At 63.0% G+C, this 15171-nt stretch carries 14 protein-coding genes and 1 pseudogene; 4 read left to right on the top strand and 11 right to left on the bottom strand.

Translation table 11 applies throughout. From position 1 onward, the window contains the following. Positions 1-98 precede the first annotated feature (98 nt). Together V6657_RS30785 and V6657_RS30780 are read left to right on the top strand one after the other, a co-directional pair. A complete protein-coding gene (locus tag V6657_RS30785; protein ID WP_033471055.1) occupies positions 99-581 on the top strand; it encodes an Lrp/AsnC family transcriptional regulator in 483 nt (160 codons plus the stop codon). Positions 582-681: 100 nt separating this feature from the next. Beyond that, entirely contained in the window at positions 682-876 is a 195-nt protein-coding gene (locus V6657_RS30780; protein WP_003821167.1) for a heavy-metal-associated domain-containing protein, read from the top strand. Between the two features lie 74 nt (positions 877-950). Here V6657_RS30780 and V6657_RS30775 read toward each other — a convergent pair whose 3' ends face one another. The 4 genes from V6657_RS30775 to V6657_RS30760 form a co-directional block, all read right to left on the bottom strand. Next, on the bottom strand, positions 951-1709 hold the full coding sequence (locus tag V6657_RS30775) for a glutaredoxin (protein WP_017642570.1): 759 nt from the start codon (positions 1707-1709) through the stop codon (positions 951-953). Positions 1710-1932: 223 nt separating this feature from the next. Next, the gene (gene fdx / locus V6657_RS30770; protein WP_003821165.1) at positions 1933-2271 is read right to left on the bottom strand and encodes an ISC system 2Fe-2S type ferredoxin; all 339 of its coding nucleotides are present in this window, start codon (positions 2269-2271) and stop codon (positions 1933-1935) included. A 15-nt stretch (positions 2272-2286) separates the two neighbouring features. After that, positions 2287-2766 carry a Cu(I)-responsive transcriptional regulator gene (gene cueR / locus V6657_RS30765; RefSeq protein WP_003821164.1) on the bottom strand — a complete coding sequence of 160 codons (480 nt, stop codon included), beginning with the start codon at positions 2764-2766 and terminating at the stop codon, positions 2287-2289. Positions 2767-2781: 15 nt separating this feature from the next. Beyond that, a complete protein-coding gene (locus V6657_RS30760) occupies positions 2782-5277 on the bottom strand; it encodes a heavy metal translocating P-type ATPase (protein ID WP_033471058.1) in 2496 nt (831 codons plus the stop codon). 235 nt (positions 5278-5512) lie between these two features. Between V6657_RS30760 and V6657_RS30755 the strand changes: the two genes are divergently transcribed. After that, complete coding sequence (locus tag V6657_RS30755; protein ID WP_003821162.1) at positions 5513-5869, top strand: metalloregulator ArsR/SmtB family transcription factor; 357 nt, start codon at positions 5513-5515, stop codon at positions 5867-5869. Positions 5870-5978: 109 nt separating this feature from the next. Here V6657_RS30755 and lpdA read toward each other — a convergent pair whose 3' ends face one another. From lpdA to V6657_RS30725, 6 genes and pseudogenes are all read right to left on the bottom strand, one after another. Beyond that, positions 5979-7406, bottom strand: a complete 1428-nt coding sequence (gene lpdA / locus V6657_RS30750) for a dihydrolipoyl dehydrogenase (protein WP_039016761.1) — start codon at positions 7404-7406, stop codon at positions 5979-5981. A 105-nt stretch (positions 7407-7511) separates the two neighbouring features. Beyond that, on the bottom strand, positions 7512-7910 hold the full coding sequence (locus V6657_RS30745) for a hypothetical protein (protein ID WP_015912828.1): 399 nt from the start codon (positions 7908-7910) through the stop codon (positions 7512-7514). 53 nt (positions 7911-7963) lie between these two features. Beyond that, entirely contained in the window at positions 7964-11110 is a 3147-nt protein-coding gene (locus V6657_RS30740; protein ID WP_039016762.1) for an efflux RND transporter permease subunit, read from the bottom strand. 13 nt (positions 11111-11123) lie between these two features. Next, the gene (locus tag V6657_RS30735) at positions 11124-12239 is read right to left on the bottom strand and encodes an HlyD family efflux transporter periplasmic adaptor subunit (RefSeq protein WP_003821159.1); all 1116 of its coding nucleotides are present in this window, start codon (positions 12237-12239) and stop codon (positions 11124-11126) included. Next, positions 12236-12787 (bottom strand): hypothetical protein, encoded by a 552-nt coding sequence (locus tag V6657_RS30730; protein WP_039016763.1) that lies wholly within the window; start codon positions 12785-12787, stop codon positions 12236-12238. The genes V6657_RS30735 and V6657_RS30730 overlap by 4 nt, the downstream gene beginning before the upstream one ends. Positions 12788-12821: 34 nt before the next feature. Then, a pseudogene (locus V6657_RS30725) lies at positions 12822-13040 on the bottom strand (transporter); the annotation flags it as partial. 52 nt (positions 13041-13092) lie between these two features. Between V6657_RS30725 and V6657_RS30720 the strand changes: the two are divergent. Continuing rightward, a protein-coding gene (locus V6657_RS30720; protein ID WP_128654794.1) for an IS5 family transposase occupies positions 13093-13856 on the top strand; the annotation gives its coding sequence in 2 pieces (ribosomal slippage) (positions 13093-13408 and positions 13408-13856; 765 coding nt in all). On the opposite strand, the gene V6657_RS30715 is transcribed toward V6657_RS30720, so the two are convergent. After that, positions 13816-14859, bottom strand: a complete 1044-nt coding sequence (locus V6657_RS30715; RefSeq protein ID WP_224031673.1) for a TolC family protein — start codon at positions 14857-14859, stop codon at positions 13816-13818. The two genes, V6657_RS30720 and V6657_RS30715, sit on opposite strands and share 41 nt — an antisense overlap. Positions 14860-15171 lie beyond the last annotated feature (312 nt).

Genomic DNA, 15171 nt, shown 5'->3' with positions numbered 1-15171 from the left:
CTGGACACCCTAGATGGTAAGAAAAAGCCCGCACATCATTTCTGCAAAATCAATTGCAAATAGACTTCTTGATGCCTGATTCCTGCGTGGTGAAAGAAATGAGCACAGAAATAGTCCTTGATGGTACGGATAGACGCCTTATTGATGCATTGCAACGCAATGGAAGGTCCACCTTCGACGAACTGGCCGAACACGCAAGCCTGTCGTCCTCGGCCACGCTGAGGCGGGTGCGCCGCCTCGAAGAGGCTGGCGTCATCGCCGGCTATGTGGCCCTGGTGCACCCCGAACGCATCGGCCTCACCCTCACGGCCTACCTGAACGTGCGCCTCGAAAAGCACTCTGATTCGCACAAGCGCAACCCCATGGACGTGTTCCGCGCGTCGGTTCAGAACTGGCCCGAGGTGGTGGAGTGCCACGCGCTGACCGGCGACATGGACTACCTGTTGCGGGTGGTCGTCAGAGATATGGCCCACTACTCCCGCTTCGTGCTCGATACGCTGCTCAAGCACCCCAGCGTGCAAGACTGCAAGACCAGCTTCGTGCTGGACCGCGTGAAGAGCACCACGGCCTTGCCCCTATGAACATTCGGCAGGTTGGTGTGGCGGGGATGCAAATAGCGCTTGACCTTCCAACCGTGGCAAGGATCAAACTTTAAGCATCCCAACCCGAAAGGAGTTTTCCATGCAATTCCATCTCGAAGACATGACCTGCGGCGGCTGCGCCCGCACTGTGACGAAAACGATCCAAACGATCGACCCCAACGCCAAGATCGTTACGGACCCGCCGACCCGCCGTGTCGAGGTCCAGACCTCGGCCTCGCAAGAGCAGATCGCCGCGGCCCTGAGCGAAGCTGGCTTCCCGCCGCGCGCGCAGTAACACCGCGTCGTGGCCGGCATGCACACAGGACGGCCGATGCGAGCACGTGCGCTGCGCCATATCTGGCGCGGCGCTCAGTGCATCCCAAGGTAGGCGACCTTGGCCCACATCCACAGGGCCATCGCCACCATCATCAGGTTCTCGGTCAGGGACACGAAGTCCAGCGGCACGTTGCTGTCCCCGCCCACGCAGGCGCACTTGAGTTCCCGGCGATCGACATAGACCGCCTTGAAAACCGACACGGCCCCGACGGTCCCGATGAACAGCGCCAACGGAATCGACACCCACATCCCCACGCCCGCGACCATCAGGACGCCTGCGATGGCCTCCGCGAACGGGTAGAAATAGGCATACCGAACCCAGCGCTTGGCCAGCAGGTCGTAGTTGAGGAACATCGTCGCGAAGCCGTCCACGTCCTTGAGCTTCTGCAGCGCCAGGAGACACATGGCAAAGGCCACGAGCCACTCTGCCGCCTGAATGCTCCAGAGCTGGCCGAAGGCCGCCCAGCTCGCCGCCAGCGCCATCGCGGCCGCCATGGCGAACAGCGCGATCACAGGGGTGTAGGTCACGGCGTTCTTGTCCTTCACGGACATGCCGAAGAATTTGCGTAGGTCGTCGTAGCCGCCCACGCGCCGCCCGTTTATGAAGACCTGGGGCGTGGTCTCGACGCCATGCTCCTTCTTGAACGCATCCGTCTGCTCGCGGCTCGCCAAGTGTTTGTCCTCGACCTCGTAGCCCTTGCGTTTGAGCAGATCGAGCGACTTCAGCCCGTAGGGGCAGGTATGGCCGGGCATGACCATTCGGTAGAGCGTGGCTAGCTTGGGCGCAGACATGCAGGACTTCTCCTGTGTGACTTTCCATGGGCCGGCCGTCACGGATTTAAGGACGTTGATGACCTTTCCAGCCTAACCGACGACCGTGCAAAGGGAGTGTAGACACCTGGCTCGCGGGTTGGTCTGGCCCACGGGTTGGTTATCTGGCTGCAATGCCGTCAGTCCTCCATCTGCCAGAGCAACCCTGCCGCAGGCCGGTGCGCCTGAGGCAGCACGCAGGCTCCTAGTGGTTCTCCTTGGCATGGTTGATCGTGTACTTGGGGATCTCGACGGTCAGGTCTTCGGTCGCAACGATGGCCTGGCAGCTCAGCCGCGACTGCGCCTCCAGTCCCCAGGCCCGGTCGAGCAGATCATCCTCGCACTCCTCGACTTCGTTTAGAGAATTAAACCCCTTGCGCACGATGCAGTGACAGGTCGTGCAGGCACAGCTCATGTCGCAGGCATGCTCGATCTCGATGCCGTTGTCCAGCAGGGCCTCGCAGATCGAAGTGCCTGCTGGCACGTTCAGTTCGGCTCCCTCGGGAGCCAGTTCAGGATGGGGCAAGACTGTGATTTTGGGCATATCTCTCCTGGCTGCTCAGTGCGCACGCGGCTTTTTTCCTGCTGCGTTGGCTCGCGCGCGGCGCGGCACTGCGCCAGTGCGCGCTTCGGGCTTGTTGTCACTGGTATCGGGCTGCTCCAGCGTGTGCAGGATCGGGCAGTCGGGCCGTTCGTCGCCGGCGCAACACCGGATCAGCGCCTTGAGCGTCGCGGCCATCTCCAGCATGCTCTCGATGCGCCGGTCCAACTCGTCGATGTGTTGCTGGGCCAGACGCTTTACATCAGCACTCTGGCGCGACTTGTCATTCCACAGTCCCAGCAAGTCCGTGATCTCGGCTACCGAGAAGCCGAGGTCGCGCGAACGCCGGATGAAATGCAACCGGTGAACGTCGTCCTGGGTATAGGCGCGGTAGCCCGAATCGGTGCGGTCAGCCGGAGGGATCAGACCGATTTGCTCGTAGTAGCGGATCATTTTGGCCGAGACCTTCGAGGCCTTGGATGCTTCACCGATGTTCATGGTGTTCCTCCTTTCTCAATGAGCGGTATCCGCCGCCAGCGGCGGCTGGAAGCGGCGCAGGCGCAGCGCGTTTCCGAGCACGAACACGCTGGACAGCGCCATCGCGCCAGCCGCGAAGATCGGCGACAACAGCACACCGTATGCGGGGTACAGGACGCCAGCGGCCACCGGGATCAGGGCCGTGTTGTAGCCAAACGCCCAGAACAGGTTCTGGCGGATGTTGCCGATGGTCGCCTTGGACAGCGCGATGGCGTTGGGCACGCCCTGCAGGTTGCCCGACATCAGCACTACGTCGGCCGACTCCACCGCCACGTCGGTGCCGGTGCCGATGGCCAGGCCCACGTCGGCCTCGGCCAGCGCCGGGGCGTCGTTGATGCCGTCGCCCACGTAGGCGATCTGGCCGTGGCTGGCTTTCAGCCGGCGCACGGCTTCGACCTTGCCCTCGGGCAGCACTTCGGCCACCACCTCGTCGATGCCCAGTTGCTTGGCGATGGCCTGCGCGGTACGCGCGTTGTCGCCGGTGATCATCGCCACCTTCAGGCCGAGCTGGTGCAGCGCGGCAATGGCCGCGGGCGTGCTGGACTTGATCGGATCGGCCACCGCGATGATGGCGGCCAGCCGGCCGTCGATCGAGGCGTACAGCGGCGACTTGCCCTCGTTGCCTAGGCGCTCGGCCGTGCGAGCGAAGCCGCCCACGTCCAACCCCAGCTCACGCATGAAGCGATCGGCACCGACCTCGACACGCGCGCCGTCCACGGTGGCGCGCACGCCCATGCCCGTGACCGAATCGAAGTCTGTCATCGTCGGCAGCGCGATGCCACCTTCCACGGCCGACTCGACGATGGCGCGTGCGATCGGATGCTCCGAGCGCGATTCCACGGCGGCGACCTTCGCCAGCACCTGGTTGCGGTCAAAGCCGTCGGCAATCTCCAGGTCGGTCAGGACCGGGCGGCCCTCGGTCAGCGTGCCGGTCTTGTCCACGGCCACCACCTTGGCGTCCTTGAGCAGTTGCAGGGCTTCACCCTTGCGGAACAGCACGCCCATCTCAGCGCCCCGGCCCGTGCCGACCATGATGGAGGTCGGCGTCGCCAGACCCATGGCGCACGGGCAGGCAATGATCAGCACCGCCACGGCATTGACCAGCGCGAAGGACAGCGCGGGCGACGGGCCGAACACCAGCCAGACCAGGAAGGTCAGCACGGCGGCCAGCATGACGGCGGGCACGAACCACAGCGTCACCTTGTCCACCACGGCCTGGATCGGCAGCTTGGAACCTTGCGCCTGCTCGACCATGCGGATGATCTGCGCCAGCATGGTCTGACCGCCCACGGCGGTGGCACGCAGCGTCAGCGCACCCTTCTGGTTGACGGTGCCGCCGACCACGGTGCTGCCTTCCGCCTTTTCGACGGGAATCGGCTCGCCGGTGATCATCGACTCGTCCACGAAGCTGCGGCCCTCGGTCACTTCACCATCGACCGGCACGCGCTCGCCGGGGCGCACTTCCACGATGTCGCCCTGCGCCACGTCGTTGATCGGGATGTCCACGATGCGGCCGTCGCGCAGCACGTGCGCCTCCTTGGCCTGTAGGCCGACCAGGCGCTTGATGGCCTCGGAGGTGCGGCCCTTGGCCCGTGCCTCAAGAAAGCGGCCCAGCAGGATCAGCGCCACGATGACGGCGGCCGCCTCGTAGTACACGTTCACCGTGCCGGCCGGCAGCAGACTGGGCGCGAACGTGGCGACCATCGAATAGCCGAAGGCCGCGGCCGTGCCGACCGCGACCAGCGAGTTCATGTCGGGACCCAGGCGGAACAGCGCCGGGAAGCCCTTCTCGTAGAAGCGCCAGCCCGGAATGGCGAGCACCAGCAGGGTCAGCACGAACTGCAGATACCAGCTCTGCTGGATGCCGATGGTGGAAGCCACCCACTCGTGCATGCCGGGAATCATGTGCGAGCCCATTTCGAGCACGAACACAGGCAGCGCCAGCACGGCGGCCAGGGTCAGGTCGCGCTTGAGTTCGGCGCGCTCGGCGTCCTTTTTCTCGGCGGCTTCCTCGTCGGCCTGCATGCTGGTATCGACAGGGCTGGCCTCGTAGCCGACCTTATCGACAGCCGCGATTAGATCCTGCACGGATGCCACACCACGCACGGTAGCGCGCTCGGTCGCCAGATTGACCACAGCCTCAGTGACGCCCGGCACCGCCTTGAGCGCCTTCTCGACGCGGCCCACGCACGAAGCGCAGGTCATGCCTCCGATCGCCAGCTCGATGGTGCCCTGAGGCACGTCGTACCCTACCTTCTCGATCGCCTGGATCAGCGCCATGCGATCGACAGCACGGTTCAGGCGAATGTCCGCTCGCTCGGTGGCGAGATTGACAGACACGCTTGCCACGCCCTCGACCTTGGCAAGGGCGGCCTCGACTCGGCCGACGCAGCTTGCGCAGGTCATGCCCTCGATGGGCAGGCTGATTGCCGCTGCTTGGCCGCCAGCACTACTCGTTGTTGCCATGCTCATGGTGTGCTTCCCATAGTTGAAATTCGACATGGAGGGAGCTTAGGGTTTACCATCGTGGGAAGGTCAAGCGCTTTTTCGGATGCTGTCAGGTTTCAGAAATGACCCGGTGCACGGGGAGCGGAGGCCTTGCCTGCCAGGCTCGCACTGGTTCTTTGCTGCGCGCGCCTAAGCGGCTGCTGCCTTGTTAATTCTGAAGGGCGAAAACAGCCATTCGAGGTTAGGAAATATTTTAAAAATGAATACAAGTAAGCCATTCAGTACCCCACCGAAGGATCCCAGCGCCAATTTGGAATCGCTGTCACAGAATGACGTGACCATCTTGGCTGAGACATTCCGCCTCCTGGGTGACCCGTCCCGGCTGAGAATCATGCTGTGCTGCATGAAGGGCTCATCCTCGGTCGGGGATATCGCTGAAACCCTCGAACTCTCGCAGTCGCTGGTGAGCCACCACCTGCGGCTGCTGCGCGGTGCTCGCCTGGTCAAGGGCGTGCGCCAGGCCAAACAGATCTTCTATGAGGTGGCGGACAAGCACGTGAACCAGGTGCTGCTGGATATGGCCACCCACATCGCGGAAGACCACAACGACGAGTAACTGTTGGGCATAGCATGCCGTTGCAGCGTGGCCTACGTTCCATGGCGATATGCGCCCCACCGCCCGCAGCTGCGTTCGGTGAGGTGGTTTGGATGCCGCTTCCGATCAATCAGAAGTTGAGCGCGCGCTTGTCCACGGCCAGCGAGGCCTCTTTGAACGTCTCGGAGAGGGTCGGATGGGCAAAGCAGATGCGGGCGATGTCTTCGCTGCTGGCCTTGAACGCTATGGCGATCACGGCCTCGGCCACCAGTTCACTGGCCTGCGGGCCGACTACATGCACGCCGAGTATCTCGTCCGTGGCAGAATCGGCGATCACCTTGACGAGGCCCGTCGTGTCGCCCAGCGCACGCGCGCGGCCATTGGCCATGAACGGGAAGGAACCAATTCGATAGGCGGTGCCCTGCTCTTTGAGCTGCTGCTCGGTGCGGCCTACCCAGGCAATCTCCGGGCTGGTGTAGATGACGTTGGGGATCGTATTGAAATCGACGTGACCGTGCTGGCCGGCAATGCGCTCGGCCACTGCGACACCTTCCTCTTCCGCCTTGTGCGCCAACATCGGGCCACGCACCACGTCACCGATGGCCCAGATGCCGGGCACACTGGTGCGGCATTCATCGTCCACCAGTACGGCGCCGCGCTCATCCAATTGGAGTCCCACGGCGGCCGGATTCAGGCCTTCGGTGTTCGGCACACGGCCGATAGCCACGATCACTTTGTCTGCCTGCAAGGACTGCGTCTGGCCCTGGCTGTCGGTGTAGTGAATAGTCACGCCAGCCTCGGTTGCATTGACTTCGCGAACCTTCGCACCTAGTTCGATCTTCAGGCCTTGCTTGTCGAACGCCTTCTTCGCCTCCTTGGCGATGGCTTGGTCGACGATTGGCAGGAAGCTGGGCAAGCCTTCGAGGATCGTGACATCCGCCCCCAGGCGGCGCCAAACGGAGCCCAGCTCCAGGCCGATCACGCCGGCACCGATGACGGCCAACCGATCAGGCACAGCCGCGATGTCCAGCGCGCCGTCGTTGGAGAGCACGACCCGCTCATCGAACGGTAGGTTGGGGAGCGGCCGCACGTTGGAGCCTGTGGCAACGATGATCTGCTTGCCAACCAAGGTAACAGCCTCATCGGCGGCGACGCTCACCTCGAAGCCACCATCGACAGTCCTGGTGAAAGACGCCAGGCCGTTGAAAAACTGGACCTTGTTTTTGCGGAACAGATAAAGGATGCCTTCGTTGCTGGACTTCACGACCTGATTCTTACGTTCCAACATCGTGGTCACATCCATGCGCAGATCACCCGTGGAGATGCCGTGCGTGCCAAAGTGGTGCTTGGCTTGTTCAAAGTTCTCTGACGACTGCAGTAGCGCTTTCGAAGGGATACAACCGATGTTGTTGCAGGTGCCGCCAGGTGCTGGCTTTCCGTCCTTGTTCTTCCAGGCATCTACACAAGCGACCTTCATGCCTAATTGGGCAGCGCGAATGGCCGCGATGTATCCGCCTGGGCCGGCACCGATAACAATGACGTCGAAATGCATTTCCATGATTTACATCTCCAAAGTTTTTGAGGAAATAGTGAGCGCCTATGTCGCGCCTTTTGTCAGGTGGTCGCCAGATTACAGCTCGTTCCCTGACGATCACGTTGAACACTACGGAAGAACGAACCGGGCGCTCGCGGTATTGCCCCCACGTTCGACTTGGACAACGGCCTTCGTGCCCTTGGCTGCGGCGAAGGTCCCGCTGCCTTCGAGGCGGCTTCCGTCCGCGGCAGGCGTGAGTTGCACCTCCTGCTTTTGTGAGCCGGTCAACAGCGTGAGCTTGGCTTTGGTGTTGCTTACGTTGACCTGCTTGCCGTGGTCGCGCAGGTAGAGTTGCGCTGCTGCGGGCTGAACGACCAACTCGTAGTCCACGTCCCGGACTTCGGTCACGACGCCACCATGCAGCGGCTTGTGGTCATGCGCGTGGTCATGGTCGCCTGCGGCGAAGGCGGTGACGGATGCCAGGGCGAGGGCGGTGCCAGCCGTGAGGGAACGAAATCGAACAGACATGAAAGCTCCTATAGGGTTACGGTGGTTGAAATCGGGTGACAGAAGGCGTTGCATCAGAATGCCCCCGCGTCGCGGTCGTCCAGCAGGCGTTCGGCAGGCTTGCGGCCGAACAGCCAGAACATGGCGGGTGTAAGGAAGGTGTCCAGCAGCGTGGAGCTGACCAGCCCCGAGAAGATCACCACCGCGACGGGGTGCAGGATCTCAGTACCGGGTCGTGACGCCTCGAACAACAGCGGGGCCAGTGCGAAGGCCGTGACCAGCGCGGTCATCAGAACCGGGGAAAGCCGTTCGAGCGAGCCACGCACGATCATCTTCTGGTCGAAGTCCTCGCCCTCCATGCGCATGAGGTTGAGGTAGTGGCTCACCTTCAGGATGCCGTTGCGCACAGAAATACCCGCGAGCGTGATGAAGCCGACCAGAGCGGCCACGGACAACGGCTGGCCAGACAGCCACAGCCCCAGCACGGCGCCGACCAGGGCCAATGGAATGTTCACCATGATGAGCGCCGATAGGGCGACCGACTTGTAGCGCGTGTACAACACCACGAACATGAGCGTCAGGGAGACGATGGACAGCAGGCCCACCAGTCGCGAGGCTTCCTCTTGTGCCTGGAACTGGCCGCCCAGCGTGATGAAGTAGCCTTCGGGCAAGCGCACTTCTTGGACGACGCTGCGTATGTCGGCCACTACTTCGGACAGCGGCCGTCTCTGAGCGTTGGCCGACAAAACTATGCGCCGACGGCCATCGTCGCGGCTGACCTGGTTGGGGCCGTCGCTGTCTTCGATGGTGGCAAGGCGCGACAACGGGACCCGACCCATGGGCGTGTCGATGAGGATGCGGCTCAAGCCCTCAATCGACCGCGCCTGCTCGGGCAGGCGAACCACCAGCGCGAAGCGGCGGTTGCCCTCGATGACCTCGGTGATCTTTTCGCCTTCGACCAGGCTTTGTAGCGTGGACAGAATTTGCGGTGCGGCCACGCCGTAGCGTCCCGCCGCCGCATAATCCACGCGGATTTTGATCTGCGGCGCAAGGACCTGCTTTTCGATCTCCAGGTCAGCAAGCCCCGGAATTCCGGCCAGCTTGGCGCGCAGCAGATCCGCCTGCCCGCGCAGGACGTCCAGGTCCTCGCCGAACACCTTGATGGCGATCTGCGAGCGCACCCCCGACAACATGTGGTCGATGCGGTGCGAGATCGGCTGGCCAATGCCGATGGAGCCGGGCAAGTGAGCCAGACGCGAACGGATGTCGGCGGTGATCTCCTCCATGGAGCGCTTTAGCTCTGAGGCAGGCAGCAGACCCACGTCCAGTTCACTGACATGCACACCTTCGGCATGCTCGTCCAGCTCGGCCCGTCCGCTGCGCCGGCCCACGTGCTGCACCTCCGGCACCTGCGCGACCAGCAGCTCGGCTTGCTGGGCAAGCGCCGAAGATTCGGCCAGCGTCACACCGGGATTCAGGCGCAGGCCCACCAGCAACGTTCCTTCATTGAACGGGGGCAGGAACGTGGTCGGGAAGAATGGCACCGCGGCGACAGCCAGTGTGACAGCCACAGCGGCCATGCCAAGGGCGGCACGCGGCCGCTGCAAGACCCGCTGCAGGCCGCCCTGATAACGCGCCTTAAGCCAGGCTAGAATCCGAGTGTCGCCATGGTCCAGCGTCCTCATCTTGGGCAGCAGGTAGTACGACAGCACCGGAGTGACCGTCACAGAGACCAGCAGCGAGGCTAGCGTGGAGACGATGAAAGCGATGCCCAGCGGCACGAACAAGCGCCCTTCCATCCCCGGCAGCGCGAACAGGGGCAGGAACACCAGCACAATGATCATCGTGGCGTAGAGAATCGCCGAGCGAACCTCCATCGAGGCCCTGGCAACGATGACCAGGGGCGTCAGCCGGTTCTCAGGGTGGCGGGCGCGGTTCTCCTTGAGCCGCCGCATGATGTTCTCCACATCGACCACAGCATCGTCCACGAGACCGCCGATGGCGATCGCCAGCCCACCGAGCGTCATGGTGTTGATTGACAGGCCGAAATAGTGGAACACCAGCCCGGTCACGAAGATCGAGGCAGGAATCGCGGTCAACGCGATCACCAGGGGGCGCAAAGTGCCCAGGAAGAAGAACAGGATCACCGCCACGAAGACCGATGCGCCGATGAGCTTGCCTTGCAGCGTGCTGATGGACGCCTCGATGAAGTTGGCTTGTCGGAAGGTCACTTGCGGCTCGGCCATGCCAGCCGGCAGTGAGCCCTTCATGTCCGCTAACGCTGACTCGATCGAGCGGGTCAGTGCAATCGTATCGGCCGTGGGCTGCTTTTGGATGCCCAGGATCACGGCTGGCAGGCCCTCGAAGCCCGCATCGCCGCGCTTGATGGCTGGCGCAAACTGAACATCGGCGACCTGGTGGATCAGGATGGGTTGGCCCGCACGCACCGCGAGAGGCAGGTTACGCAGGTCGTCGAGTCGGGACGTGCGGCCCAGGTTGCGGATCAGGTACTCGCGGCCATTGATCTCCAGGAAGCCGCCGGAAGTGTTCGCGGAGAAGCCCTTGAGAGCCGCATCCAGATCGGACGCAGTCACGCCCAGCTCTGACATTCGCGTGGTGTTGGGCTGGACCTGGAACTGACGGACCTCGCCTCCGATCGGGATGACTTGGGCAACGCCAGGTATGGCCATCAGCCGGGGGCGTAACACCCAGTCCGCGTACTCGCGCGTGTCCATGGCCGACAGCGGCGGGGCTGCGTTCTTCTGCCCTGAGGGCTTGGCACCGATGGGGATTGCAATCTGCATGATCTCGCCCATCACTGAGCTGATTGGCCCCATCGTGGGCGTCACGCCCGGGGCTAGCCCTTCCTCCATGGACGTCAGGCGTTCGGAGACCATCTGGCGCGCCCGGAAGATGTCTGTCTTCCAGTCAAATGTCACGTAGATGAAGGAAAGCCCGGCGCTGGAGACCGAGCGCACGCTTTCGACGCTGGGCAGGCCGTTCATGGCCGTTTCGAGCGGGAACGTGATGAGCTGCTCGACTTCTTCGGCAGCCATGCCGCCAGCCTCCGTCATGAGAGTGACGGTCGGCTTGTTGAGATCGGGAAAGACATCTACCGGCGTGCGCGTCAGGGTGAACGCGCCATACGCCATCAGCACCAGCGCCCCGATGATGACCAGGAGCCGGTTTCGTAAGCTATTTTCGAGAAGCCACTTGAACATGGAATGGTGCCCCTCAACGAACTTGATTGATCAGGGACGCGCCCTCGACAACCACGCGGTCGCCGTCCGCCAGGCCCGAAGTGACAGCGATGGATGCACCATCCAAAGGAGTGATGTTCACGACACGTGGCTCGAAGCGCTCGGCCTGGTCTTTGACCCAGACGATGTTCTGGTTGGCAGGGTTCTTCATCAGCGCACCGGAAGGCACGCGGTAGCCAGGTACCGTCGTCGCCTCTTGCACGAAGACCACCACCGGCATACCGACCGCCAAGCGCGAGAGGCTTTCGCTGGTGCCCTTGAACAGCATGGGCAGGGCCTGCTCGCGCAGGCTGCTGGCGGCCCCGACGAAGCTCAGCGGCACCTTCTGACCGCCTACTGCGAGTGCAGCACCGGCCAGGTTCTGTGCCATTGCCGGATCGTAGGCAAGCGCCTCGATGCGCAGTTGGGTCGGATCGACCACCTCAAACACCAGTTCGCGCGCATCCACGACCTGCCCGGCAACTGCGGGGCTGGATGCGATGACGCCGCTGACTGGGGCCTTTAGTACGTCCCTGCCGGCGAGGCCCCCGCTCAAGGCGCGGGCGCGTTCGGTCAGGCTGTTTACTTCGCTTTCGGCTGCTTCGATCTCCTTGCGGGGCACGGTCTCCGACAGCTCGCGCAGCCGGGCCAGGCGCTTCTGCGCGAGCGCTTGGCCCGCACGCAGCTCGGCAACCTGGGCCATCTGGCCTGAGCGCTCCAGCACACCGCTGGCCGGTTCGATGTAAGCCAGCACCTGGCCCTTGCGCACGGATTGGCCGATCTGCGGCAGACCATCCGGCCCGGGCACCAGCCGGCCCATTACCATTGCCTGGACCTTGCCGCCTGTCGTCGGGTCCATGATTACTTTGCCAGCCAGTTCATGGCTGCGGGCCAAGGGCTCCTGCTTGATCAGCTGGGTGCGTACACCGATCTGACGTTGTGACGGTTTCGGAAGAAACACGCTGCCATCAGGCTGGCGCTGGGGGCCATTGGAAGACGCAGCCGGCGCTTCGTCGCCGTGGTCGTGACCGTCGTGAGCGAACGCGGGAGCAGCCAGAGCCAATGCAGCCGCCATGGCCGTCGTCATTAGGAAACGGAAGTTGCGCTTCATGCTGCACCTCGCAGTGCACCGTTGGTGCGTGTACGTCTGCGCAGCGCCCACGCTAGGACACCGACGCCGAGGACTGCGGCACCGCCACCTAGTACGAGCACACGGCCGGATGCGACGGCATGCTCGTGTTCGGCGTCTTCGCTATGAACATCGAGAACGCCAGTCAACAGGTCCGATTGGCTCTGCGCAGTAACAGTGGCCATGATTGAGGTCTCGCCATCGGATAGCGGCTCAGTCAGATCGGCCTCGAACTCTCCAACCCCGTGTGGGCTGACCTTTACCTGTCGACCACCCAGCTCGAGGGTCAGCTCGCCATTGGTCACCGGCCGGTTGTCGGCAGCATGGTCGAGGTAGAGTGTGAGACGCTGGCCGTTCAGCACACCCACCAGTTCGAAGTCATCGGAAACTGCGGCAAAGCGCGGAAGCGCGGCCGCTGCGGGGGCAGGAGCGGCTTCGCCATGGTCATGGCCGTCGCCGGCCCACGTTGCGCTGGTGCCAAGCAGGAGGCTGGACAAGGCAGCAGCACGCCAGAAAGAGGATTGCGACATTTCTAAGGTTCCAGGATGGTTGAGCGCGCGCTGATCAGCGCGTGCCGGAGATGTCAGTGAAAGTCTCGGTCGGCTGCGGCAGCGTGCCTTGAGCCTGCAACAGGGACGAGATGGCCGCGGCATGCTCCACCTTGGCGAGCAGCGCCGCGCGCTCGGCCTCGGTGGCCTCCTGCTCGATGCGAAGGCGTGTCGGCATGTCCGTCTCGCCCATCGCGAACGACTTTTGGTAGAAGGTGCGCGTTTGTTGGGCTAGGGCGTGTTAACACTAATGGCGATCGTGGCGATTGCATCGGACAATCTCGGGCATGGAGATCACGCCCGCACAATTCGCCACTATTGAGCACTGCCTGCCCAAGCAGCGTGGCAACGTCAGCCTGAGTAACCTGCAGGTGGTCAATGCGATCCTCTATGTGGCCGAGCATGGCTGCAAGTGGCGCGGACTGCCCAAGCGCTTCGGCAACTGGCACACGATTTACACGCGTATGAACCGCTGGACCAAAGCAGGCGTCCTGGATCGCATGTTCGAGGAGTTACAGCGCGCGCAGGTCGTGCGCATCAAGATCGAGGCGGTCTCGCTGGACTCCACAAGCATCAAGGTCCATCCCGACGGCACGGGGGCACTAAAAAAAACGGCCCACAAGCCATCGGAAAGTCCCGAGGCGGATGGAACACCAAGATTCATATGGTTGCCGCGGATGCTCGAACGGCCGTGACGTTCTGCCTCTCGCCTGGTCAGGCGCACGACGCGCCTGAAGGCCGGCGCCTGCTCAGCAGTCTTGGGCCGACCAGCAGACCAGTGCACTTGTTGATGGACCGTGCCTACGAAGGCAACGAGACGCGGCAGCTGGCACTTGATCTGGGCTTCATTCCGGTTGTGCCACCCATGAGGACTCGGATCGAACCTTGGGAGTACGACCGCGAGATGTACAAGCGTCGCAACGAGGTCGAGCGCTTGTTCCGTCGGCTCAAGGGCTATCGCCGCATCTTCTCGCGGTTCGAGAAACTCGACCTCATGTTCCTGGGCTTCATCAGCTTCGTCCTTGTCGCTGATGGACTTCGGATGTGTTAACAGGCCCTAGTCGCTGGCGCTCCGAAGCGGCCTGCATCTGGGTGCTGGTTGCCAGTTCGCGCGATTGGGCAGTTCGAATTTCCGAGAGTAGCCGGGTGCGCTGGGCCGCGAGTGCCGACTCAGCCTCCAGTGCCTGCGCATTGGCGCTGGACAATTGCTCGGTATGACGGCTACCCGTACCGAAGGGAATGCGCACACCCACCGTGATCGTCTGGTTGTAGCGTTCGCCGTAGCCGCCCCGATCCCGCGTGGTCGCCAGGGTCAGTTCGGGGTTGGCGTACTTCTGATGGGACACCAGTTCCGCAGAGCGGCGGGCCGCCAGCGCCTTGTGCTGCAGTTCCAGCAGCGCAGGGTGGTTACCCAACAACGCGCCGGACGGCTGTGCCGATGCCGGTTGAACTCGGACACCTGACTGCTCCGGCTGCGCGGAATCGGCCTGCGACGGGATACTCTCGATGCCGGTCAGTGCCAACAACGCCTCGCGCTGCGTGACTTCTTCGGCCTGAGCAATGGCCAGGGCACTACGAGCCGACGCCAAGGCGCCATCGGCCTGGTTTCTGTCGGCTTGCGCCAGGTCGCCCGCGCGAACCCGGCGAGCCACATCTTGCGCCAACTCGTCCGCGCTGCGGGTGCGATCCTGCGCCGCCATCAATTCGGCCTGGGCACGCTGCCATGCCCACCATGCCTGGCGAACCTGTCCGGCCGTGCGTAGCTTGGCGGCCAGCATCCGGCTGGATAGAGCGAGGCTTTCCGCGTCCGCCCAGCGTGCCGACGAGGCGCGCTCACCAGGCATCCAAAGGGGAATAGCCACCCCGACTTCATATTCGCGCTTTCCGTTGCGGTTGTTGAACCGATCAGTTTTGGTGGAGGCTTCCAGCGCCATCGGACCTGCCACCCAACTACCGGCCGTCTCTTGGCGTGCTTGGGCGGCCTGCTGCCAGGCGCCTTCTCCAGCGGCTTCTGGCTGCCGCTGCCAAGCTGACTCCCACAATTGGGCGACCATGTGGCTGTCTGGTCTGGATGGGACGTGAGGGGCGGCTACTGGCTGGGCTAGCACGGTGCCGGCCCAAAGCGTGGATACCGCCCATATCCATCCCTTGCGTATGTCTTTGCGAAGCATTCAATTCTCCATCGGTGTTGCATCAGTACTTACCCCCGGCTGGGTGTTCTCTTTCCGAGCAAGTGCTTGTCGTTGAAAAGCCACTGTCTACTGGCTTAGATATGAACAATTGTATATTTATTCATATGAATGGGAAAGAAAACCTTACCTCCTTTGAGCACCAATCGCCTTAGAGAGGGCGTCGGGCGCAAGACA

The organism is Ralstonia sp. RRA, assembly GCF_037023145.1.
Taxonomy (GTDB): domain Bacteria; phylum Pseudomonadota; class Gammaproteobacteria; order Burkholderiales; family Burkholderiaceae; genus Ralstonia.
The sequence above is the reverse complement of the archived record's forward strand: the minus strand, read 5'-3'. Positions and strand labels throughout refer to the sequence as shown.

What these genes read in the sequence shown, in the direction of transcription:
- fdx (WP_003821165.1), bottom strand. Translation starts at nt 2,271, where the DNA reads ATGCCCAAAATCACAGTCTTGCCCCATCCTGAACTGGCTCCCGAGGGA.
- V6657_RS30735 (WP_003821159.1), bottom strand. Translation starts at nt 12,239, where the DNA reads ATGAAGCGCAACTTCCGTTTCCTAATGACGACGGCCATGGCGGCTGCA.
- V6657_RS30785 (WP_033471055.1), top strand. Translation starts at nt 99, where the DNA reads ATGAGCACAGAAATAGTCCTTGATGGTACGGATAGACGCCTTATTGAT.
- V6657_RS30730 (WP_039016763.1), bottom strand. Translation starts at nt 12,787, where the DNA reads ATGTCGCAATCCTCTTTCTGGCGTGCTGCTGCCTTGTCCAGCCTCCTG.
- V6657_RS30745 (WP_015912828.1), bottom strand. Translation starts at nt 7,910, where the DNA reads ATGTCTGTTCGATTTCGTTCCCTCACGGCTGGCACCGCCCTCGCCCTG.
- V6657_RS30715 (WP_224031673.1), bottom strand. Translation starts at nt 14,859, where the DNA reads ATGGTCGCCCAATTGTGGGAGTCAGCTTGGCAGCGGCAGCCAGAAGCC.
- V6657_RS30755 (WP_003821162.1), top strand. Translation starts at nt 5,513, where the DNA reads ATGAATACAAGTAAGCCATTCAGTACCCCACCGAAGGATCCCAGCGCC.
- lpdA (WP_039016761.1), bottom strand. Translation starts at nt 7,406, where the DNA reads ATGGAAATGCATTTCGACGTCATTGTTATCGGTGCCGGCCCAGGCGGA.
- V6657_RS30780 (WP_003821167.1), top strand. Translation starts at nt 682, where the DNA reads ATGCAATTCCATCTCGAAGACATGACCTGCGGCGGCTGCGCCCGCACT.
- V6657_RS30740 (WP_039016762.1), bottom strand. Translation starts at nt 11,110, where the DNA reads ATGTTCAAGTGGCTTCTCGAAAATAGCTTACGAAACCGGCTCCTGGTC.
- V6657_RS30760 (WP_033471058.1), bottom strand. Translation starts at nt 5,277, where the DNA reads ATGAGCATGGCAACAACGAGTAGTGCTGGCGGCCAAGCAGCGGCAATC.
- V6657_RS30775 (WP_017642570.1), bottom strand. Translation starts at nt 1,709, where the DNA reads ATGTCTGCGCCCAAGCTAGCCACGCTCTACCGAATGGTCATGCCCGGC.
- cueR (WP_003821164.1), bottom strand. Translation starts at nt 2,766, where the DNA reads ATGAACATCGGTGAAGCATCCAAGGCCTCGAAGGTCTCGGCCAAAATG.